The organism is Roseovarius sp. THAF9 (genome assembly GCF_009363715.1).
Lineage (GTDB): Bacteria > Pseudomonadota > Alphaproteobacteria > Rhodobacterales > Rhodobacteraceae > Roseovarius.
This window is the reverse complement of sequence record NZ_CP045404.1, coordinates 2,100,727-2,121,000: the sequence shown is the minus strand read 5'-3', so window position 1 is coordinate 2,121,000 and position 20,274 is coordinate 2,100,727. Positions and strand designations below refer to the sequence as shown.

Annotated in this window: 18 protein-coding genes and 4 tRNA genes; 15 read left to right on the top strand and 7 right to left on the bottom strand. The window is 62.9% G+C overall.

Going from position 1 to position 20,274, the window contains the following annotated elements; all coding sequences use genetic code 11:
• Positions 1 to 12: 12 nt before the first annotated feature.
• Positions 13 to 915, bottom strand: coding sequence for a calcium-binding protein (locus tag FIU86_RS10510; protein WP_152475042.1), 903 nt, complete (start codon positions 913 to 915; stop codon positions 13 to 15).
• A gap of 175 nt (positions 916 to 1,090) precedes the next feature.
• Complete coding sequence (locus FIU86_RS10505) at positions 1,091 to 1,291, bottom strand: hypothetical protein (protein WP_152475041.1); 201 nt, start codon at positions 1,289 to 1,291, stop codon at positions 1,091 to 1,093.
• 126 nt (positions 1,292 to 1,417) lie between these two features.
• On the opposite strand from FIU86_RS10505, the gene FIU86_RS10500 reads away from it, so the two are divergent.
• Together FIU86_RS10500 and FIU86_RS10495 are read left to right on the top strand one after the other, a co-directional pair.
• The gene (locus tag FIU86_RS10500) at positions 1,418 to 1,783 is read left to right on the top strand and encodes an HU family DNA-binding protein (protein WP_152475040.1); all 366 of its coding nucleotides are present in this window, start codon (positions 1,418 to 1,420) and stop codon (positions 1,781 to 1,783) included.
• 109 nt (positions 1,784 to 1,892) lie between these two features.
• Positions 1,893 to 1,967, top strand: a tRNA-Val gene (locus FIU86_RS10495).
• 24 nt (positions 1,968 to 1,991) lie between these two features.
• On the opposite strand, the gene FIU86_RS10490 is transcribed toward FIU86_RS10495, so the two are convergent.
• Positions 1,992 to 2,348, bottom strand: coding sequence for a hypothetical protein (locus FIU86_RS10490; RefSeq protein ID WP_152475039.1), 357 nt, complete (start codon positions 2,346 to 2,348; stop codon positions 1,992 to 1,994).
• Positions 2,349 to 2,563: 215 nt separating this feature from the next.
• On the opposite strand from FIU86_RS10490, the gene FIU86_RS10485 reads away from it, so the two are divergent.
• Positions 2,564 to 2,639: transfer RNA gene (locus FIU86_RS10485), tRNA-Val, on the top strand.
• Positions 2,640 to 2,814: 175 nt separating this feature from the next.
• A complete protein-coding gene (locus FIU86_RS10480) occupies positions 2,815 to 3,501 on the top strand; it encodes a hypothetical protein (protein ID WP_152475038.1) in 687 nt (228 codons plus the stop codon).
• Here FIU86_RS10480 and FIU86_RS10475 read toward each other — a convergent pair.
• Positions 3,484 to 4,212: a helix-turn-helix transcriptional regulator gene (locus FIU86_RS10475; RefSeq protein WP_152475037.1), complete on the bottom strand. Its 729-nt coding sequence runs from the start codon at positions 4,210 to 4,212 to the stop codon at positions 3,484 to 3,486. The genes FIU86_RS10480 and FIU86_RS10475 overlap by 18 nt on opposite strands.
• Before the next feature lie 301 nt (positions 4,213 to 4,513).
• On the opposite strand from FIU86_RS10475, the gene FIU86_RS10470 reads away from it, so the two are divergent.
• Both FIU86_RS10470 and FIU86_RS10465 read left to right on the top strand, forming a co-directional pair.
• Positions 4,514 to 4,590 (top strand) — tRNA-Asp (locus tag FIU86_RS10470).
• A gap of 26 nt (positions 4,591 to 4,616) precedes the next feature.
• Positions 4,617 to 4,693: transfer RNA gene (locus FIU86_RS10465), tRNA-Asp, on the top strand.
• 15 nt (positions 4,694 to 4,708) lie between these two features.
• Here FIU86_RS10465 and FIU86_RS10460 read toward each other — a convergent pair.
• Positions 4,709 to 5,575 (bottom strand): alpha/beta fold hydrolase, encoded by an 867-nt coding sequence (locus tag FIU86_RS10460; protein WP_152475036.1) that lies wholly within the window; start codon positions 5,573 to 5,575, stop codon positions 4,709 to 4,711.
• A gap of 3 nt (positions 5,576 to 5,578) precedes the next feature.
• Positions 5,579 to 6,967 (bottom strand): dipeptidase, encoded by a 1,389-nt coding sequence (locus FIU86_RS10455; protein ID WP_152475035.1) that lies wholly within the window; start codon positions 6,965 to 6,967, stop codon positions 5,579 to 5,581.
• A gap of 249 nt (positions 6,968 to 7,216) precedes the next feature.
• Between FIU86_RS10455 and hemA the strand changes: the two genes are divergently transcribed.
• From hemA to ispG, 3 genes are all read left to right on the top strand, one after another.
• Positions 7,217 to 8,440: a 5-aminolevulinate synthase gene (gene hemA / locus FIU86_RS10450; RefSeq protein ID WP_152475034.1), complete on the top strand. Its 1,224-nt coding sequence runs from the start codon at positions 7,217 to 7,219 to the stop codon at positions 8,438 to 8,440.
• Positions 8,441 to 8,579: 139 nt separating this feature from the next.
• The gene (locus FIU86_RS10445) at positions 8,580 to 9,854 is read left to right on the top strand and encodes a helix-turn-helix domain-containing protein (RefSeq protein WP_152475033.1); all 1,275 of its coding nucleotides are present in this window, start codon (positions 8,580 to 8,582) and stop codon (positions 9,852 to 9,854) included.
• A gap of 96 nt (positions 9,855 to 9,950) precedes the next feature.
• Positions 9,951 to 11,084: a flavodoxin-dependent (E)-4-hydroxy-3-methylbut-2-enyl-diphosphate synthase gene (gene ispG, locus FIU86_RS10440; RefSeq protein WP_152475032.1), complete on the top strand. Its 1,134-nt coding sequence runs from the start codon at positions 9,951 to 9,953 to the stop codon at positions 11,082 to 11,084.
• A 39-nt stretch (positions 11,085 to 11,123) separates the two neighbouring features.
• Here the strand turns inward: ispG and FIU86_RS10435 are convergent, their stop codons facing one another.
• Positions 11,124 to 11,876 carry a DsbA family protein gene (locus tag FIU86_RS10435; RefSeq protein WP_152475031.1) on the bottom strand — a complete coding sequence of 251 codons (753 nt, stop codon included), beginning with the start codon at positions 11,874 to 11,876 and terminating at the stop codon, positions 11,124 to 11,126.
• A gap of 256 nt (positions 11,877 to 12,132) precedes the next feature.
• On the opposite strand from FIU86_RS10435, the gene FIU86_RS10430 reads away from it, so the two are divergent.
• From FIU86_RS10430 to FIU86_RS10405, 6 genes are all read left to right on the top strand, one after another.
• On the top strand, positions 12,133 to 13,302 hold the full coding sequence (locus FIU86_RS10430; protein WP_254703798.1) for an N-acetylmuramoyl-L-alanine amidase: 1,170 nt from the start codon (positions 12,133 to 12,135) through the stop codon (positions 13,300 to 13,302).
• 88 nt (positions 13,303 to 13,390) lie between these two features.
• A complete protein-coding gene (locus FIU86_RS10425; RefSeq protein ID WP_152475029.1) occupies positions 13,391 to 15,913 on the top strand; it encodes a penicillin-binding protein 1A in 2,523 nt (840 codons plus the stop codon).
• A 98-nt stretch (positions 15,914 to 16,011) separates the two neighbouring features.
• A complete protein-coding gene (gene prfB / locus FIU86_RS10420; RefSeq protein WP_152475028.1) occupies positions 16,012 to 17,142 on the top strand; it encodes a peptide chain release factor 2 in 1,131 nt (376 codons plus the stop codon).
• Positions 17,135 to 17,959, top strand: coding sequence for a hypothetical protein (locus tag FIU86_RS10415; RefSeq protein WP_152475027.1), 825 nt, complete (start codon positions 17,135 to 17,137; stop codon positions 17,957 to 17,959). The genes prfB and FIU86_RS10415 overlap by 8 nt, the downstream gene beginning before the upstream one ends.
• Positions 17,949 to 19,361, top strand: coding sequence for an amidase (locus tag FIU86_RS10410; RefSeq protein WP_152475026.1), 1,413 nt, complete (start codon positions 17,949 to 17,951; stop codon positions 19,359 to 19,361). The genes FIU86_RS10415 and FIU86_RS10410 overlap by 11 nt, the downstream gene beginning before the upstream one ends.
• 73 nt (positions 19,362 to 19,434) lie before the next feature.
• A complete protein-coding gene (locus tag FIU86_RS10405; protein WP_152475025.1) occupies positions 19,435 to 20,274 on the top strand; it encodes a DUF2189 domain-containing protein in 840 nt (279 codons plus the stop codon).

The window sequence follows — 20,274 nt, the reverse complement described above, 5'->3', positions numbered from 1 at the left end:
GCCTTTTTCGGTTCAGAGGATCAGGTCATCGGCGGTGATCGGGCCGCCGCCCTCGATGAAGATATCCACGTGTCCGTCTGCGATCCGGTCGCCGTTAAGGTCGATCTCCAGCGTCGCGCGGCTGGTCGACCACCAATCCCGCTCGATCCGGACTTGCCCGGTGAGCGAGTAGCCGAAATCGCGCTCACCGACGAAGTGCAGGGTGCCCAGCTGCGACAGGTCGATCCGGTCGCCCTCGGTGCTGTTGAAATCGGTGATTGTGGCCCACCTGTCATTACCGCGCGGCGCATCGTCGTTTTCGAGGAATTCGAAGATATCGGCGCCTCCATCGCCGGTCATTACGTCATCGCCGGGGCCACCGGAGAGTGTGTCATTGCCGGCGCCGCCGCTGAGCGTGTCGGTTTTCAGGCGACCCATGATGATGTCGTTCCCGGCCTGTCCTTCTATCCGGTCGACACTCCAGTCCGCTATCAGAACATCGTCGAAAGACGATCCGCGGACATGCTCGATCCCGGAGTAATCCAGTGATCCAGGCCCTTGATAGTGACTTCCGGCGAGAAACACGGAGCTGTGAAACCAGCTGAAATCGAGGAGATCATAGCCGCTGTCGCCACGCACCTGGGTGTGCATGTTGCCCAGATCGAGGATCAGTATGCGGTCGTCGCCAGTGCCGCCTCGGTAATCTTCCACGCCTTCGCCGACATAGGGTTCGCCATCCGCGAGCTGCGCGCCTTCCACGATGAGCAGATCGTCGCCCCAGCCGCCATGGACCGTGTCCACTCCCGCGCCACCAGACAGCGTGTCGTCGCCATAGCCGCCATAAATGCGATCATGACCGCCCAATCCGTAGACGATGTCGTTCTGCGACGTGCCGTAAATCCAATTATTTCCGCTTGTGCCGGTGAAAAACCCCATGCGCTTGTCTTCCCTGTCATACCACGCCGTACGTGCGGCGTTTGCATGTGGGTCGTGCCCGGAACGGGAAAGGTTCAATCAACCGATGATCCGGGGGCCAAGCGCGAGTCGCAAAAGATCCGACAACCGCAAGCGGGCTGGTTCGGACAAATATGAGGTTCCGTAAACGGGCCGCTTAAAACGCGCCGCCGGCGATCGCCATGGTGAAAACGTAGATCAGCGTTATCATCAGGATATCGATTTTGGCGGTGGAATCCTCGACCGCGGCGTCCATGACGATCTGCTGATCGAGAACGGGGTCCGACAGATTTCCCGCGACGGCGGGTTCGATCACGATGAGTGATGCGAAGGCGGCTGCGGCAATGAGTTTGGTCACGTTGTGATCCCCAGTTTGCGTTACGCCGAACGTTATGCGTCGAAGCCGACCAAAGGTCAACTCGGCGGTAGCAATCGCCGCGATTTCAGGTATCGTGTGGCAAAACTTCAATAATAGAGGTCCAAAATGGCATCGCGCAGTACAGCAAGCCCGAAAACCGGAGCATCCACCAAGGACGCGGCCCCCGCGGTCAAGCCGGAACTGGAAGTGGTCACCGAGACATCCGGTGCCGATATCCTGTCGACGGAACTTAAGAAGCAGGAACTTTTCCAACTGGTGGCAGACCGGGCCGATCTGAACAAGAACAAGGTCAAGCCGGTGGTCGAGGCCATGCTCGAGGTTCTGGGCGAGGCGCTCGCGGAGGGGCGGGAACTGAACCTCAAGCCCTTCGGCAAGGTGAAGATCAACCGGCAGAAGGATACCGGCAACGCGCGCGTCACGGTGGCGAAGATCCGTCAGCCCAAATCGGATACCCCAGCCGACGGAGCCTGACGCCAAAGCGGCCATAAGACGGCGTGGCGAGAAGTCGATTGCCAACCGGATTTCCGTGCAGCTTTGCTATTGCACCGTTGCGAAAGGGGCGCTAAACAGCGGCTCCGGCGGGCGATTAGCTCAGTGGTAGAGCGCTTCGTTCACATCGAAGATGTCAGAAGTTCGAATCTTCTATCGCCCACCATTTTCCGCCCGGAAAACCGCCGCGTCAGAGCGTTACCATGCGCCAGACGCCGAAACCGATAACCAGTAGCGTCACAAGCACCACGGCAGGCCAGCTCCATCCGGGCCAGTGCGCGGGAAAGCTGCGGCGCAACACCTGCAGCGACGTTGCGAGGAACCATGCGAGGCTGAGCGCCAGGAGCACCAGGAAGGCCCTGACACGGGCCGTGTCCTCGCCACGCGCGCCGTAGCCCAAAAGGTCGAAGTAGTGCCCGATCCAAAGACACACCAGGACGGCTGCAGACAACAGGCCAGCCCTCAGGGCTGTGCGTCCATAGGGAAGCAGTGCCAGAAAAAGGAACAATGCCGCCGCAACGGCGGCGGCCAAAAGGGTGGTTGCCATGCTTGAGCGCCGTTTGTCTTTCGTCGGTTCGGGACAGTAGCCCCGATTGTCGCGATCCGAATGCCTTTTCAAACAAATGCGACGCGATTGATCGGGATTGTTGCGTAAAAGTTGTGTTTGAGGCCGCGCAGATGGGAAGCGGTTGAGAATGCCGCGTCATGGGCACCAATGCGTCTTGCAAGGCGTTGAAGGTGTTGCTAGAGGAACCTGGAAAGGGGCGGTTAGCTCAGTTGGTAGAGCGCTTCGTTTACACCGAAGATGCCGGGGGTTCGAGTCCCTCACCGCCCACCATGCCTTCTTGCTTTCGCGCTTTTCCTTGATCCGGGACAACTGTTTCTTTGACAGAAACATACCGTTTTTGAGGACCGGAGTCATTTTAACCTGCATAATGGGCTGTTAACCATGTCTGGCAGCCGGGAACGAACCCGAGGCGGGGATGAAGGTTGGCGCGGGGAAGCAAAGCCAGATGCTGAATTCACTTGATGTCATCAAGGTCGGTGGCGCTTGCGTCGCCGGGTTGAGCCGGAACGGCTACCGCATTGAGACGGTTTCCGACTTCGAGGAGATGGAGCAACTTGTCCGCACGCACGGGAAAACCAGCGTGACCGCGAAACTGTCATCACATTACAACGACTTCACCGAACACTCGGGCTTCTGGCTGGTGCTTTGGGAAGGCGAGACATTCGTCGCCGCGGTCGCCACGCGGTATGACAATGTCGGACGCGAAAACATGGGCGATTATATGCGCCGCACCATGCGCCGGCATTATCCCCACCCGTCCGGCGACACGTTGCTTCAGTTCACCACGGCGCTGCCGCCGGGGTTTCACGGACGCATGGCCTATATCGGTGAGCTGTTCGTGGCGCCGGGGCAACGCGGTTCACGGCAGCGGCTGCGGCAGTTAATGTTGCTATTGCATTGCTGCATCGCCACCAAGTGGCCGGTCGACTGGACCTATGCGATGATGCGGGACCGGGACGTCATGGCGGGGTTCGCCACGACATACGGCTTTACAGTGCAGGTTCCTGGTGTCGCGAAATGGGCGGATCCGGCGCCGCCGGGGCGGGGCGACAGCGAATGGCTCGTGGCGCTGTCATCCGAACATCTTGCCCACATGATGGCGTATTACGCCGGCTCACTCGAGAGCTTGTGAATAGTTCAGCACGAACTTGTTGCCCTGTCCGTCACGCACGGGCAGCAGCAGACGCTTGTAGGTGAACCGCAGCGGAAAGCTGTGGCCGGGCAGCATAACGTCGATTTCCTCGATCGTCAGCTTGGGTTCGCCGCGCGTCGCCTCGACATGAGCCAGGCGCACACTTTCGCAGAGCTTGTCGTCGAAGGTGGTGAACAGATAGCGCAGGTGCTCGGCTGTCTGGATGCCGAAACTTTGGGCGGCAAGGCTCTGGTGGCCGATCTTGTAGGGTTCGGGCAGGCGGGAGTGTTCATCGGGGGCGAGGTAGAGGTCGACATGTTCGCTGAGCGTGTCGAAATTGGTCAGGACGCCGCCTTGCTGGTGCCACCAGGTCAGGACATCGTCAAGCAGCGGGCGCGCGCCACGCTGAGAGAGCTTGCGGTGCGCCTCGCGCGTGACGGAGGTCAGGATGCGTTCCGCCTGGGCGCTCACAATGCGATTGTCGATCTCGCCCCCGGCCAGAGTGATCTGGTCGTTGAGGCCCGCGATCTGGTTCGGCGTGATCCCGAGGGCCGAGCAGATCTTGACGACGCTGGAGTACCCCGGGTCACTTTTCGATGACAGGAGGTTGGATATGTAGCGTTCACCCTGACCGATCTCGAGCGACAGGGCTTTGTAATCGTACGATGAACCTTTGATGTATGTTTTCAGTCGGTCATGGAAATCAATCACGGGGCAAAAATCCTGTTTTGCGGATCACAAGTCACTTATAAGAGGTCTTTCTGATTTACGTCAAATAGCGATTGACCCTCAAGCAGTAAAGAAGGTTAGCCCATTCAGCCCTAACGCGAGCAGGTAATTCCGAGAAAATCACTGTTTCCTCGCATCCCGAGACATGGTTGAAACAGGCCGACGCAACGCCCGGATGAGCGAACAAAAACCTGTCGAATTGACGTGTTGACCGCTTGACGGGGCGGGCCGTGCCGCCTAAACAGCACCTCACGCTCGGGGCACCGTCCCGGGCTTGCAGCGGGCGGTTGTAGCTCAGTTGGTTAGAGTGCCGGCCTGTCACGCCGGAGGTCGCGGGTTCGAGCCCCGTCAACCGCGCCACTGCTGCAGAACAGTACGACCTTTGCGCGGTTGTAGCTCAGTTGGTTAGAGTGCCGGCCTGTCACGCCGGAGGTCGCGGGTTCGAGCCCCGTCAACCGCGCCACGTATTCCCTTGAATTCAGAGAAAGAAACTGCGCAGCGCCGCAATGGTCGCGTCTGGCGCGGTGTCGATGAAAAAGTGCCCGCCCGGTATGGTGTCCGCCCGCATGTCGGTGCATTTCGAGGCCCACGTGGCCGGCACGTCATAGGCTCGGGCCATGGCGCCGCTCGCACCATAGAGAATCAGCGTGGGGCAGGCGATGCGGCCCCCCAGATCATCGGCGTCGTCATGCACGTCATGGGCGATGACGGCGCGATAATCATTGCACATGCCCCGGATCGTGTCGCGCTGGCGCCAGCTATCGCGGTAGGCGGTCAGCTGATCGGGATCGAAGTCCGAGAGGTCGGCGGCGCCCCAGCCGGTGAGGCAGGAGTGAAAATAGGCGTCCGGATCTGCGGCGATCATGTCCTCTATAAGGGCGCCGGGCTGCGCGAGGAAAAACCAGTGGTAATAGGCCTGCGCCACATCCATCCGCAATTCCGTCAAGATCGTGTGCGTGGGGACGATGTCCATCAGGCAGGCGGCGGTGACCGCCTGAGGCGCATCGAGAGCGAGCCGGTGGGCGACGCGACCGCCCCGGTCATGGCCGACCACCGCGAATTGCGCATGTCCGAGGACGGACATCAGCGCCGTCTGATCGCGCGCCATTTCGCGAAAGCTGTAGGCAGCGATATCCTGCGGCTTCGCGCTGTCGCCGTAGCCGCGCAGGTCGGGGCAGACCACGGTGTGGGTGTCCGCCAGCGCCGGGGCCACACGGGCCCAGAGCGCGCGAGTCTGGGGGAAGCCGTGCAACAGAAGCAGCGGCGGGCCGGAACCACCGATGCTGTAGGCGATTTCGGTGCCGTTGACCTGTGCGGTCGCGTGGCGAAAGCCGGGGATGGGCATGGCCTAGCGCGACAGCCGGTCGAGCACGCGCGCCCAGCTGCGGATGCCCTTGTGGAAGCTTTCGACGTTGTATTTCTCGTTGGGCGAATGAATGGCGTCGTCTTCCTGGGCGAAACCGATCAGCATGGAATCGAGCGACAGGATGTCCTTGAAAAAGCCCGCGATGGGGATCGAGCCGCCCATGCCGACGAAGACGGCCTCGCGGTCCCATTCATCGGACAGCGCCTGGCGGGCAGCCTCGAATTCGGGCCGGTCGATGTTCATCACCGCCGCAGGCGAGCCGTCGAGGTCGTCGTTCCAGGTGACGCGCGCGTCCGGCGACAGGCGGTCCTCGACATGTTTGCGGATTTTCACGCGCAGCGCGTCAGGGTCCATGTCGTCGACCAGCCGGCAGGTCAGCTTGCAATGCGCCTCGGCGGGGATGACCGTCTTGGTGCCGGCACCCTGGTAGCCGCCCCAAAGGCCGTTGATTTCCAGCGTGGGTCGGGCCCATTGCTGCACGAGGGTGCTGTAGCCCTCTTCGCCATGGGGCCGGGTGAAGCCGACGGAGGAGAGGTATTCTTTTTCGTCGAAGCCGCAGCCTTCCCATTGGCGCAAAAGCTCTGCCGGGACCTCGCGCACGCCGTCATAGAAGCCGTCGATGGCGACGCGGCCGGTGTCGTCGTGGAAAGAGGCGATGATGTGCGAGATTTCCTTGAGCGGGTTCAGGGCCGGGCCGCCGTAATGGCCTGAGTGCAGGTCGATGCGGGGGCCGTGGATGGTGAACTCGTCCTTCATCATGCCGCGCAGCTGCGAGGCGATGGAGGGCACGCCGGGCGCGACCATCGACGTGTCGCAGATCAGCGCGAGATCGGCCTGAAGCTCTTGGGCGTTTTCTTTCATGAAGGGGATGAGCGAGGGCGAGCCCGATTCCTCTTCGCCCTCGAAAAAGAAAGTGATGCGGCAGGGCAATTCGCCGGTGACGTGCTTGTAGGCGCGGCACGCCTCGACGAAGGTCATGAGCTGGCCCTTGTCGTCCGAGGCGCCGCGGCCGCGGATGACCTGGCCTGCGTCGGTGTCCTGGATCTGTGGGTCGAAGGGGTCGGTCTTCCACAAGTCGAGCGGATCGACGGGCTGGACGTCGTAATGGCCGTAGAACAGCAGGTGCGGGCCGGTGCCGCCTTTTGGCCCGTCGACATGGCCCACGACCATCGGGTGGCCGGTGGTGGGGCGCTTCTCGGCCTTGACGCCAAGGCTTTGCAGGTCGGCGACCAGCCAGTCGGCGGCGTCTTCGGTGGGCTGCTTGAAGGCAGGGTCGGTCGAAATGGAGGGGATGCGCAGAAGGTCCTTCAGGCGGTCCATAGCGTCGGGCAGCTGGGCGTCGATACGGGTGAGAATGGCGTCGAGAGACATGCGCGGGCTCCGGTCTGAAGGGGTTGTTGCGCGGACCCTACCATCGCGCGCCGCGCTGTCCAGCGGGATCGGGGCGCGGGCGTGCCCTTGCGACCAAAGGAAGGGCCGGGCCGCTGTTGCCAGCCGGGCCGGGGCGTGGCAATTTGTAACCTGTTGCGCGGGAAGCCTTAAACTTATATCCGGCGCACAAATGGCGAAGCTGCACGCCCCCGCGCCGCGCTCTCGTCAGACTGCCAGGAGGGGATCCGCGTGGATTACACTGCCAAGCTTGAAGCTGCATTGAGCCGTCTTCACGAGGAAGGGCGGTACCGCACCTTCATCGATATCGAACGGACGAACGGCCAGTTCCCGCACGCGGTGTGGAAGCGGCCCGACGGGGTGGAGCAACCCATTACCGTGTGGTGCGGAAACGATTACCTTGGCATGGGGCAGCATCCTGTCGTGCTGGAAGCGATGCACGAGGCGCTGGACGCCACCGGTGCAGGATCGGGCGGCACGCGCAACATCTCGGGCACGACGGTTTACCACAAGCGGCTGGAGGCCGAACTGGCCGATCTTCACGGCAAGGAGGCATCGCTGCTGTTCACCTCGGCCTACATCGCCAATGACGCGACATTGTCCACGTTGCCGAAACTGTTTCCGGGGCTGATCATCTATTCGGATTCGCTGAACCATGCCTCGATGATCGAGGGCATTCGCCGCAATGGCGGGGCAAAGCGGATCTTCCGGCACAACGATCTGGATCACCTGCGCGAGATGATGGCGGCGGACGATCCCGACGCGCCCAAGCTGATCGCGTTCGAGTCGATCTACTCGATGGACGGGGATTTCGGGCCCATCGCCGACATTTGCGATATCGCCGAGGGGTTCGGCGCGCTGACCTACCTGGACGAGGTGCACGCGGTGGGCATGTACGGGCCCCGCGGCGGTGGTGTGGCGGAGCGTGACCGGCTGATGCACCGGATCGACATCATCAACGGCACATTGGCCAAGGCCTTTGGCGTGATGGGCGGCTATATCGCTGCAAGCGAGAAAATGTGTGACGCCATAAGGTCTTATGCGCCGGGCTTCATCTTTACAACGTCGCTGCCGCCGGCCGTGGCTGCGGGGGCCGCGGCCTCCGTCGCGCATCTCAAGCACGATCAGGATTTGCGCGACCAGCATCAGACCCAGGCCGGTATTCTGAAACTGCGGCTGAAGGGGCTGGGGCTGCCGATCATCGACCATGGTACCCATATCGTGCCGGTGATCGTGGGCGACCCGGTGCACACCAAGCAGCTGTCGGACATGCTGTTGGACGGGTACGGCATTTATGTGCAGCCGATCAATTTCCCGACTGTGCCGCGCGGCACCGAGCGGCTGCGCTTTACCCCGTCACCGGTGCATGGCCCGCGCGAGATGGATCATCTCGTTAACGCGATGGATGAACTTTGGAGCCATTGCGCGCTGAATCGTGCCGAATTGTCAGCATAATATCGTCACAGGTGCATTGTTTCTTGTGCTATGCTAATACAGCGTAAACAAGAAGGGCATCGTGCGAATCGGACAGACCCGGAATAGGGTTTTCGCACGGCGGGACAAACACAGGCACGAAGTTAGAGGGCAGAACCTGATGATTGGGTTCCGATCCAAGCGGAATACGGGGGAGACGGACGTCGAGCCGCGCGGCTTCGACGCGTTTGAGTTGCGCCTCGGTGACCTGATGCGCGGCGAGCGCGCAACCATCGGAAAATCCCTTCTGGATGTCGAGCGCGAGCTTCGCATCAAGGCATCGTATATCGCGGCGATCGAGAATTGTGACCCGGACGCTTTCGACACGCCGGGGTTCATTCCCGGTTACGTCCGGTCCTACGCCCGTTACCTGAACATGGATCCAGACAGGGCCTTCGCGGGCTTCTGCGCAGAAAGCGGTTTTTCCATCGCGCATGGCATGTCGGCCGAGGCCAGCAGCATCCGTCGCCCGGATGCAGGGCCGCTGCGCCGGCAGTCGCGCAAGGAAGATCCCATCGCCCTGCCCAAGACGCCGTTCGTGCCGGCCACGGAATCTTTCCTGGCGCGGATCGAGCCCGGTGCGATCGGTTCGGTCATGGTTCTGGCCCTGCTGATCGGTGGGTTGGGATACGGCGGATGGAGCATTCTGAACGAAGTGCAGCGCGTCCAGTTCGCGCCGGTGGAAAATACGCCCGCGGTTCTGAGCGACCTCGACCCGCTCGAAGGTGCCGTTACGGCTGCGAACAATAGTGGCGAGACGCAGGAGAACGACCCTGCAACGACCGCATCGGTGTTCAACGCTCCGCGGGACGAACGGCTGGATCGGCTGTACCGGCCCGAGGCGCTGGAGGTTCCGGTCATGATCGCGCGGGATGCCCCGATCTCGACTCTGAACCCGGCCGAAATGGGCGCGTTCGGCGGCAATCTGCCCGAAGCAGACCGGACGTCGCCCGATTATGCCTCGGCAACCGAGGGCGCGACCCAGGTCACTGAAGTTCAGGAGCCTCAGGACCAGCTGCGTCAAAGCCCGCAAGTTTTGGCCGAACAGCCGGCGGGCGTGAAGATGGTTGCAGTGCGCCCCGCTTGGGTGCGGGTGCAGGCTCCGGATGGCAGCGTTATCTACGAATCGATCATGAATGCCGGCGACACGTGGGATGTGCCGGTGATGGAAGATGCGCCGACGATCCGGATCGGCGAAAGCGGGGCGATTTATTTCGCGGTCAACGGCGTGCATCACGGCCCGGCCGGGCAACGTGGGCAGGTGACATCCGGCCTTCCGCTCGACTCCCAGATGCTTGCGGACGCCTTACCTGTTGCGAATCTGGAGGCGGACCAGGACCTGTCCCGCTATGTCGCCGAGCTTGAGTCCCGCGCCGAGACACCGATCCAGGAGTGATCGCGCAGGGCTGGCAAATCACGGCGACCGCATTGTCATCCACGACTTGCCTGCTTACGTTTGGCGTAACAAGCACACTTGGCTGAAGGCGCAAAGATGTCCCTGAACCACATTCGTCCATGGCGTAACATTTACCGTCGAACAAGCCGCCGGATCATGGTGGGCGATGTCCCCGTCGGGGGCGATGCGCCGATCAGCGTGCAGACGATGACCAATACCGCGACGACGGACATCCCGGGCACCATCGCGCAGGTTCAAGCCGCCGCCGATGCCGGTGCCGATATCGTGCGTGTCTCGGTGCCGGATGAGGACAGCTCAAAGGCGTTGAAGGAGATCGTCCGCGAAAGCCCGGTGCCGATCGTGGCGGATATCCATTTTCACTATCGCCGCGGCATCGAGGCGGCCGAGGCGGGCGCGGCCTGTCTTCGGATCAATCCCGGCAATATCGGCAGTCAGGACCGGTTGCGCGAGGTCATCAAGGCGGCGCGCGACCACGGCTGTTCCATGCGCATCGGCGTGAATGCCGGGTCGCTGGAGAAGCACCTGTTAGACAAGTATGGCGAGCCCACGCCCGAGGCGATGGTGGAGTCCGGGCTCGATCATATCAAGGTGCTGGAAGACAACGACTTTCACGAATTCAAGATCAGCTGCAAGGCGTCGGACGTTTTCATGGCTGCCGCCGCCTACCAGGCACTGGCAGAGGCGACGGACGCGCCCATTCACCTTGGGATCACCGAGGCGGGGGGGCTGACATCGGGCACGATCAAGAGTGCCATCGGTCTTGGCAATCTGCTGTGGATGGGGATTGGCGACACGATCCGGGTCAGTCTTTCTGCCGATCCGGTCGAGGAGGTCAAGGTCGGCTACGAGATCCTGAAGTCGCTGGGTCTGCGGCATCGCGGGGTCAATATCATTTCCTGCCCCAGCTGCGCGCGGCAGGGCTTTGACGTGATAAAGACGGTCGAAACGCTGGAAGAACGGCTGGAGCATATCAAGACACCGATGAGCCTGAGCATCATCGGATGCGTGGTCAACGGGCCGGGCGAGGCGCTGATGACCGACGTGGGCTTTACCGGCGGGGGCGCGGGCAGCGGCATGGTCTATCTGGCCGGGAAGGCCAGCCACAAGATGTCGAACGACCAGATGATCGAGCATATTGTCGAAGAGGTCGAGAAGAAGGCCGCCGCACTGGAGGCCGAGGAGGCGGAAGGCGCGCAAGCCGCGGAATAAGACTACATTCCAACGGCTTGCGGGCGGCTCTTCGCGTGGCTACCCGCCGTTGCGGATATCCTCTGCGATCAGTTCCATCTCGGCTTGCGGGACGTAGCCACGCAGCATCTGGTTTTCCATCACGAAGGACGGTGTGCCGGAAATCTGAAGGGCGCGACCAAGCGCGTGGTTGGTCTCGATCACCTCGGAGACGGCGTCGCTTCCCATTTTCGCGATGATCTCGTCGAACGGAAGGTCGAGCGGTTCGGCGATCCGGCGCAGCGCCGGTTCGGTGATATCACCGGAATAGGCAATCAGCGCCTCGCTGACGGAATGATAGGCGTCATCCCCGGCCACCTGCCGCGTGGCGATGGCAAAGCGCGAGGCGGTCACCGACTGTTCGCCGAGGATCGGAAACTCTTTCAAAACGAAGCGAATGTTGCCGTCTTCCTCCAGAAGGTTGGTGACCTCGGGGTGGGCGCGTTTGCAATAGCCGCAACGGTAGTCGATGAACTCGACCAGCGTGATGTCGCCCTCGGGATTGCCGCCGACCCAGGAACTTTCGTCGTTGAAAAGCGCGTCCGCGTTGGCCGCGACAAGGTCCTGATCGTTCTGCGCCTGCGCCTCGGCCTCGCGCTGTTCCAGGACCGAGACGGCCTCCATAATCACTTCCGGATTTTCCAGAAGGTAGGCGCGAACTTCCTCGCGGAAGGCGTCGCGTTCGGCGTCGGACATGGACTCGAGGTCAAGCGCGCTGAGGGGCAGGGCGCAACTCAGGGTCAGGGCTGTCGCTGAGACAAGGGGGCGGATCATCCGGGGCTCTCCTGTACGTAAGACGTGGCATGTGTCGGGTTTCATGGCGGCAACGTCAAGGCGATAGAGGCCCGATCCCCGGATCGTGATGAGTGTGCGTGGATGCCGCTTTGGACCGGACGTATCGTCAGAGCAGCGAAAAAGCGGGCTGTGGGAATCGCCGGGGCTGGTGTAAGGTCTGGTTCAACAAGACCGATGAAAGCGGCTGAGCAGTATGATCCGGGTGTTTCTGGCTTTGATAATGTGCCTTTGGGCAATGGGTGCGACCGCGCAGACCTTTGGAGGCTTGGCGCGTGTCGACATGGAGGGATCGCGCCTGGCGGACACGCGGCAGGGGCTGGTTCTGGAACTGGCGCTGAGCCAGGGCGTGCCGTGGCGCGTGTTCACGCTGGACGCGCCGGAGCGGCTGGTGGTCGACTTCCGCGAAGTGGACTGGCGCGGCGTGGACGGTACGCTTCTGGACATGGCGGAGCGGGCGCGCGAGGTGCGCGTGGGGTCGTTTCAGCCCGGCTGGTCGCGCATGGTGGTCGATTTGACGGGGCCGTTTGCCGTTGATGCCGCCGATATGGCGCTGAACGCGGAAAGCGGCACGGCGCAGCTTGTGATCGAACTGGAGGAGGCGACACCAGAGGCGTTCGCCGCGGCCGCCGGCGCGCCCGACCTGCCGGGTTGGGACCTGCGCAAGGCCTCTGGACTGGAGCGGCCAGACAAGGACGCGGACAGACCCTTTACCGTGGTGATCGACCCGGGCCATGGCGGGATCGACCCTGGGGCCGAAATGGACGGTCTGGCGGAAAAGGATCTGATGCTGGCGCTGGCACGGGAGATGAAAGACGTGCTGTTGCGCGACGCCGACATCCGGGTGGTTCTGACGCGCGACGATGACAGTTTCGTGTCGCTGGAGCGGCGGGTGGCCATCGCGCACCAGGCCGGAGCTGAACTGTTTCTGTCGCTTCATGCCGATGCGCTGAGCGAGGGGCGGGCGCATGGTGCGACCGTCTATACCTTGTCCGACAGCGCGTCCGACAAGGCGTCCGAGGCACTGGCCGAGCGGCATGACCGGGCTGACCTGCTGGCCGGGATCGATCTGACCGGCTCGGATGACACGGTCGCCGACGTGCTGATGGACCTGGCCCGGCTGGAAACACAGCCCCGCGCAGGCCAGCTTGCCAAGGCGATTCAACTAGGCATTCGCGAAAACGGCCTGCCGCTGAATTCGCGCCCGATGCGGATGGCCGGGTTTTCGGTGCTGAAGTCGCCGGATATCCCGTCTGTCCTGCTCGAAGTGGGATTTCTGAGCTCGGAGCGCGACCGCGCGAATATCGCCGACAAGGCCTGGCGGGACCGGATGGCACAGGCCGTGAGCGATGCGGTCGTCGCCTGGAGGATGGCCGACGCCGCCAATGCCGAACTGGTGCGGCAATGAGGCGCTTATGGTCGCCCCGCGCGGGAATGTGTTTTGACGCGCTTTGCGGCGACCACTATACGAGGGCGACTGTGAAAGGACCTTTGCCTTGTTGAGACCCATCACCACTTTCCTTGGCACCATCTTCAGCCTCGTGACGCTTGTCGTCGTGGTGATCGCGCTGTCGATTGGCGCGGTGTTTCATATCTATGGCAAAGACCTTCCCAGCCATGAAAGCCTGGCCAACTACACCCCGCCGACGATCAGCCGGATTTATTCGGGCGAAGGGCGCATCATAGACGAGTTCAGCCGCGAGCGGCGGCTGTTCACCCCGGCCGAGGATATTCCCGATCTGGTGAAACAGGCGTTCATCTCGGCCGAGGACAAGAATTTCTATAGCCATGGCGGCTACGACGCGCGCGGGATCGCCGCGGCAATGGTCGAGGCGGTGCGGTCGCGCGGACAGAACGTACGCGGCGCGTCCACCATCACCCAGCAGGTGATGAAGAACTTCCTGTTGTCCGGCGACCGGCGCATCGAGCGCAAGATCAAGGAAATCATCCTTGCCACGCGGATCGAGGAGACGCTGAGCAAGGAAGACATCCTCGAGCTTTACATGAACGAGATCTTCCTTGGCCAGAACTCCTATGGCGTGACGGCGGCGGCGCAGACCTATTTCAACAAGCCCCTGCGGGAATTGGCACCGCACGAGGCAGCGTTCCTGGCGTCGATGCCGAAGGCGCCGTCGGATTATCATCCGGTGCGCGAAGCAGAGCGGCTGATGAAGCGGCGCAACTTCGTGCTGAAAGAGATGTACGAGAACGGGTATATCGACGAGGCCAGCTACGAGACCGAGGTGGCGATGCCGCTGCGTTCAGTTCAGAACGGTGATTTCGAGCCATTTTCAGCGCAGCTGCCGCCGCGCGATTATTTTACCGACGAGATCCGCCGCCAGTTGAGCCAGAATTTCGGTGAAGGCGAGTTCTTTTCCGGCGGGTTGGCCGTGCGGGCCACGATCGACCGCGAATTGCAGGATATCGCGGCGGAGGCGCTGCGCGAACAGCTGGAAACCTATGATCGCGGCACGGGCCGGTGGCGCGGGACGGGCAAAACACTGCCCGCAGAGGCGCTGGAAAGCGAAGAGGCATGGCGCGCGGCGCTGGCCGACACGAGGGTTGCGCGCGATATCGAACTTGACGGTACGTGGTACCCCGCCGTGATCCTGGAGATCGGGGACCAGCAGATGCGGTTGGGCATCGAGGGGGTCGAGGAGACAGAGGCCGAACCCCACGTGGTCCCGCGCGAAGATATCGCCTGGCTGCCGGGCAACTTTCAGCAGACGTTCGAGCGCGGCGAGATCGTTCACGTGCGCCGCATGACAGCGGACAGCGACGGCAGCTTTATCCGCTGGACGCTGCGGCAGGTGCCGCAGGTGCAGGGCGGATTCGTGGCGATGGACGTTAACACCGGCCGCGTGCTGGCGATGCAGGGCGGGTTTTCCTATCAGCACTCGGTCTTCAACCGCGCCACGCAGGCCAAGCGCCAGCCCGGGTCGAGCTTCAAGCCATTCGTTTACGCCTCCGCATTGGATAGCGGCTATACGCCCGCGACGATCGTCGTGGACGCGCCGATCGAGATCAACACGCCGCAGGGTCTATGGCGGCCCAAGAACTCGTCGAACAAGTTCTACGGGCCCACGCCGCTGCGGACTGGCATCGAGCAGTCCCGGAACCTGATGACGATCCGCCTGGCCGAAGAGGTCGGGATGGAGACGGTGGCGCGCTATGCCGAGAAATTCGGTGTCTACGACAACATGAAGCCGTTCCTGGCCAACGCGTTGGGGTCCGAAGAAACCACGCTGTATAAAATGGTGGCGGCCTATTCGATGTTCGCCAATGGCGGCGAGCGGGTGGAACCGACGCTGGTGGACCGGGTGCAGGACCGCTATGGCCGAACGGTTTACCGTCATGACACGCGCGATTGCACGAATTGCAACGATCCCGGCATCCCGCGCTCGAAAGGTCCACGGATCGTGTCCGACCGCGAACGCGTGATGGACCCGGTGACGGCCTATCAGCTGACCTCGATGATGAAGGGGGTGGTCGACCGGGGCACGGCGCGCGGTGCGATCAACCTGCCGGTGCCGATCGCGGGCAAGACCGGCACCACCAACGACGCGCGCGACGTGTGGTTCGTGGGCTTTTCGTCCACCATCGCGGCGGGCTGCTATATCGGCTATGACCAGCCGCGCGGCATGGGGCGGGGCGCTTATGGGTCGTCCATGTGCGGGCCTGTCTTTCAGGCGTTCATGGAAAAGGCGATCCAGAAATACGGCGGGTCCAACTTCAAGGTGCCCGAGGGCTGCGACTTTATCAATATCGACCGGTATTCCGGCTCGCGTCTGCCCGCGGGCGCATCGGGCGCGAACGTCGTGTCCGAATGCTTCCGCGAAGGCGAAGACCCGCTTTTCGGGATCACCTTCGATGGTGGTTACGCGATGGGCGGGGATTTCGACCTGTTCCGGGCGGGCGAGACCGAGCAGGTGCGCGAGGTCACGACCTCGACCGGGAACAAGGCGCAGGTGGGCCAGAAATCCAGCTTTGGCAACATGAGCTCGGGCGGCCTGTACTGACGGGCCGGCCGGCGGCTTCGCGGCGGTGCGCATGATCTTGTCCGCGGCGAAGGGCCTTGATATCACCAAGCCCTGAGCAGACCAAGGACATCGCCCAAATGCGCGCCGAAATACAAACGCTTGTCTCTGAGATCGAAACCTCGCTGGAGCTATTGCGCCAGCGGATGGGGTGGGAGACCGCGCAGCACCGGCTGGAAGAGTTCAATGCCCGTGTCGAGGATCCCAACCTGTGGGACGACCCCGCCAAGGCGCAGGCGCTGATGCGTGAGCGGCAGGCGCTGGTCGATGCCATCGAGACGCATGATTCCATCAAGGCCGAGCTGGAGGATCAGACCGGCCTGATCGAGTTGGGCGAGATGGAAGAGGATGACGAGGTGGTGTCCGAAGCCGAGGAGGCGCTGCGGCGTCTGGCCAAGCGGGCGGCGGCGAAGGAACTGGAGGCCTTGCTGAACGGCGAGGCGGACGGCAACGACACCTTCCTGGAGATCAACGCGGGCGCTGGCGGTACGGAAAGCTGCGACTGGGCCAACATGCTGGCGCGGATGTATGTTCGGTGGGCCGAGCAGCATGGCTACAGCGTCGAGCTGCAGTCCGAGACGCCGGGCGACGAGGCGGGGATCAAGTCGGCGGCCTACAAGATCAGCGGGCACAACGCCTATGGCTGGCTGAAATCGGAATCCGGCGTGCACCGGCTGGTGCGCATCTCGCCCTACGATTCGGCGGCCAAGCGGCATACGTCGTTCAGTTCTGTCTGGGTGTACCCGGTGGTTGATGACAATATCGAGATCGAGGTCAATCCCAGCGATATCCGCATCGACACCTACCGCAGTTCCGGGGCGGGCGGTCAGCACGTGAACAAGACCGACTCGGCGGTGCGGATCACGCACCATCCCACTGGGATCGTCGTGACCAGTTCGGAAAAGTCGCAGCACCAGAACCGCGATATCGCCATGAAGGCGCTGAAATCGAGGCTCTACCAGCTGGAGCTGGACAAGCGGAACGCCGATATCAACGCCGCGCACGAGGCCAAGGGGGATGCGGGCTGGGGCAACCAGATCCGGTCATACGTGCTGCAGCCCTACCAGATGGTCAAGGACCTGCGCACCGGGCACGAAACCAGCGACACCAAGGGTGTGCTGGATGGGGACCTGGACCCGTTCATGGCGGCCACGCTGGCGCTGGATGTGTCGGGCAAGTCCCGCGCCGAGGCGCAGGGCGAGGATGTCTAAGGCTCTTGCCGCAGCGAGCGTCATGCTGGCACTGGCCGCTGGCGGCTTGCGCGCGCAGGAAGACACGCTGGGCGAGGTTCTGGCGGAGCATGGCTGCGTGGTTGGACCGGCGGAGGTCATGGCCGATGAGGGTGTAGCACCGGACTTGCGCGACGAATTGATGGCCTATGCCGAAACGGCGTTGGACGCCGGACAGGCCGAGCGGCAGGGCGACTGGATCGTGCTGGGGCCGGAATTGTGCACCATCCGTCCGCCGCAGATCGACAGAGCCTACGACATCACCTCGCCCATCGTCGCGCAGAGTATCAGCGCCGTCGATGCCTATGCGGAATTCGAGGAATACGGATGTTTCGTCTCGGGCGAGGAGATGCAGCAGGATCTTATGCGGCAGGACGGCTTGACCCGCGACGCGGCGGCCGTCGCGTATCTCGAGGTTCTCGCCGAGGGCGTCCGCTCGGGCCGTGTCAGCTTTTTCTCCGATGACCCGCTGCGCACGCCGATGGGATTTCAAGTTCTGACGGGCGAATGTGCGGATGTGCCGTGGATCGACGACATCCGGCGCAGCCAAGCGCTGATGCTGAAGCATTTCGACACGCTGGTGCGTGACAACGCCAGCCGCGTGACGTGCGAAGCCAACAGCGCGCCGGTCACCGTCGAGGTGGGGCAGGCGCTGACGGATCTCACGAACGGAGAGGCGCCCAACGCCTGGACAATGATGGACATGATGGTGCTGGCCATCGGCGCGGGCTGGGTCGAGGGGATCAGCGCCAACGAGCGCGGCACCCCGCGTCCGCCGATCTGTTCCTATGACGAGTGATCCGCTGACATTGAGCGCGGCCGAGCAGGCCCGCGCGATCAGAGAGGGGCGCTTACGCGCGACCGACCTGATAGCGGCAACGCTGGACCGGATCGATGCCGTGAATGGCCCGCTCAATGCCATAGTGTCGATGCGCGACCGAGAGACGTTGCTGAACGAGGCACACGCGGCGGACAAAGCCGAGACCCAAGGCCCGCTGCACGGTTTGCCGCTCGCGGTGAAGGATCTGGCGGATGCGGCGGGATTGCCGACAAGCCATGGCTCGCCCGCGTTTGCCGGGCAGATCGCCACCGGGGACAGCCCGCATATCGCACCGCTGAAGGCGGCGGGCGCGATTGTGATCGGCAAGACCAATACGCCGGAATTCGGACTTGGGAGTCATACTTATAACCCGGTGCATGGTGCCACTGCGAACCCCTATGACCCCACGCGCAGTTGCGGTGGTTCGTCAGGCGGGGCTGCCGTCGCGCTGGCGGCGGGAATGCTGTCGATTGCCGATGGTTCGGACATGATGGGCAGCCTGCGCAATCCGGCGGGGTGGAACAACGTTTACGGGATGCGCCCAAGCTGGGGCCGGGTGCCGGGCGGAGAGGAGGGTGATCTCTTCCTACATCGGCTATCGACCAACGGGCCGATGGCGCGGTGCCCCGGCGACCTTGCGTTATTGCTGGACGTGATGTCGGTGCCGCAGAGGAGCGCTGTGCCGGGGCCGCAGTTTGCGCCGGTGGGCGCGCTGCGCGGCGAGGCGGCAGGCTTGCGCGTGGCGTGGCTGGCGGATTGGAACGGCGCGTTGCCGTTCGAAGACGGTATCCTGTCCCTGTGCGAGACGGCGCTGGATGTGTTGCGGCGGGTGGGCTGTTCTGTGTACAGCCCCGCGGCGCCGTTTTCCCGCGAGGCGCTGTGGCAGTCCTGGACCACGTTGCGCAGCTGGGCCATCGCGTCGGACAAGTCGCCAATGTACGACGACGAGACGCTGCACGGGCATCTCAAGCCCGAGGCGATCTGGGAGATCGAGCAGGGCCGCGCGCTGTCGGCGCTGGACGTGCACGCGGCGAGCCTCTTGCGATCCGACTGGCTGCGCGCGGCCGACGCGTTCTTCGAGCGGTTCGATGTGATCGCGCTGCCGACAGCGCAGGTCTGGCCGTTCGACAAGACACTGGACTGGCCGAAAACGGTCGCCGGGCAGGGAATGGATACCTATCACCGCTGGATGGAGGTGGTGATCCCTGCAAGCCTTCTGGGACTGCCGACCGTGGCGGTCCCCGCCGGATTTGGTGCCGAAGGATTGCCGATGGGGCTGCAACTGATCGGGCGGCACGGCGATGACGCACGGCTGCTGAAGCTGGCCGAGGCCTATCATCGGGAAACTCTCTGGCCGCAAACCTGCCCTCCGGTGCTTTGAGCCCCCGGAAAATCAAATTGGGCTTTGTCAGGATTGCTGGTGGCGGTAAGCTTGGCATCCAATGGAGGATGACATGGCAAAGAGGGAGAAGCCCGAACAACCCTTGGGCGTTCCGCCGATGGGGTCCGTCACCTGGGACATGCTGAACCGCGCCCTTGCCCGAAGTTGGCAGGACATGCGACGCGCGCCGGGCTACGCGGTACTTTTCGCTGGTGTCTACGTGGCCATCGGCTGGTTCATGATTTGGGTCACGTTGGCTACGGGACACACGTACTGGCTGGTATTCGCGGCTGTGGGCTTTCCGCTGGTGGGGCCGTTCGCCGCGGTCGGGCTTTACGAGGTCAGTCACCGGCTGGAGCGGGGTGAACCGCTGATCGCGTCGGATATCCTGGGGGTCATCTTTGACCAGCGACATCGGCAATTGCCGTCGATCTGCGCCGTGGTGATCGTCGTATTCCTGTTCTGGTTCTTTCTGGCCCACATGATCTTCGCGTTGTTCCTGGGCTTTTCGACCATGACCAACGTCTCCTCGTCCTACGATATCTACCTGACGCGCGAAGGCCTGACGATGCTGGCCGTCGGGGGCGCCGTGGGCGCGGCCTTTGCGATGCTGCTCTATTCGATGACGGTTATCGCGTTGCCGCTTTTGCTGGACCGCGAGGTTGATTTCGTGACGGCGATGATCACCAGCATACAGACCGTGACCGGCAACCCCGGGCCGATGCTGGGCTGGGCCGCGATCGTGGCCGCTTTGACATTTGTCGCCCTCTTGCCGGCGTTCCTGGGGCTGTTCGTGGTGCTGCCGCTTCTGGGACATGGAACCTGGCACCTTTATCGCCAGATCGTCGCCGCTGGAACGCAAGAGGAAAAGGCCGGCCTGGACCGGCAACAGGATGGTGCCACGGCAACCTGA

What these genes read in the sequence shown, in the direction of transcription:
- ispG (WP_152475032.1), top strand. Translation starts at nt 9,951, where the DNA reads ATGTCCCTGAACCACATTCGTCCATGGCGTAACATTTACCGTCGAACA.
- prfB (WP_152475028.1), top strand. Translation starts at nt 16,012, where the DNA reads ATGCGCGCCGAAATACAAACGCTTGTCTCTGAGATCGAAACCTCGCTG.
- FIU86_RS10500 (WP_152475040.1), top strand. Translation starts at nt 1,418, where the DNA reads ATGGCATCGCGCAGTACAGCAAGCCCGAAAACCGGAGCATCCACCAAG.
- FIU86_RS10430 (WP_254703798.1), top strand. Translation starts at nt 12,133, where the DNA reads ATGGGTGCGACCGCGCAGACCTTTGGAGGCTTGGCGCGTGTCGACATG.
- FIU86_RS10460 (WP_152475036.1), bottom strand. Translation starts at nt 5,575, where the DNA reads ATGCCCATCCCCGGCTTTCGCCACGCGACCGCACAGGTCAACGGCACC.
- FIU86_RS10435 (WP_152475031.1), bottom strand. Translation starts at nt 11,876, where the DNA reads ATGATCCGCCCCCTTGTCTCAGCGACAGCCCTGACCCTGAGTTGCGCC.
- FIU86_RS10510 (WP_152475042.1), bottom strand. Translation starts at nt 915, where the DNA reads ATGGGGTTTTTCACCGGCACAAGCGGAAATAATTGGATTTACGGCACG.
- FIU86_RS10490 (WP_152475039.1), bottom strand. Translation starts at nt 2,348, where the DNA reads ATGGCAACCACCCTTTTGGCCGCCGCCGTTGCGGCGGCATTGTTCCTT.
- FIU86_RS10415 (WP_152475027.1), top strand. Translation starts at nt 17,135, where the DNA reads ATGTCTAAGGCTCTTGCCGCAGCGAGCGTCATGCTGGCACTGGCCGCT.
- FIU86_RS10445 (WP_152475033.1), top strand. Translation starts at nt 8,580, where the DNA reads ATGATTGGGTTCCGATCCAAGCGGAATACGGGGGAGACGGACGTCGAG.
- FIU86_RS10405 (WP_152475025.1), top strand. Translation starts at nt 19,435, where the DNA reads ATGGCAAAGAGGGAGAAGCCCGAACAACCCTTGGGCGTTCCGCCGATG.
- FIU86_RS10480 (WP_152475038.1), top strand. Translation starts at nt 2,815, where the DNA reads ATGCTGAATTCACTTGATGTCATCAAGGTCGGTGGCGCTTGCGTCGCC.
- FIU86_RS10410 (WP_152475026.1), top strand. Translation starts at nt 17,949, where the DNA reads ATGACGAGTGATCCGCTGACATTGAGCGCGGCCGAGCAGGCCCGCGCG.
- FIU86_RS10455 (WP_152475035.1), bottom strand. Translation starts at nt 6,967, where the DNA reads ATGTCTCTCGACGCCATTCTCACCCGTATCGACGCCCAGCTGCCCGAC.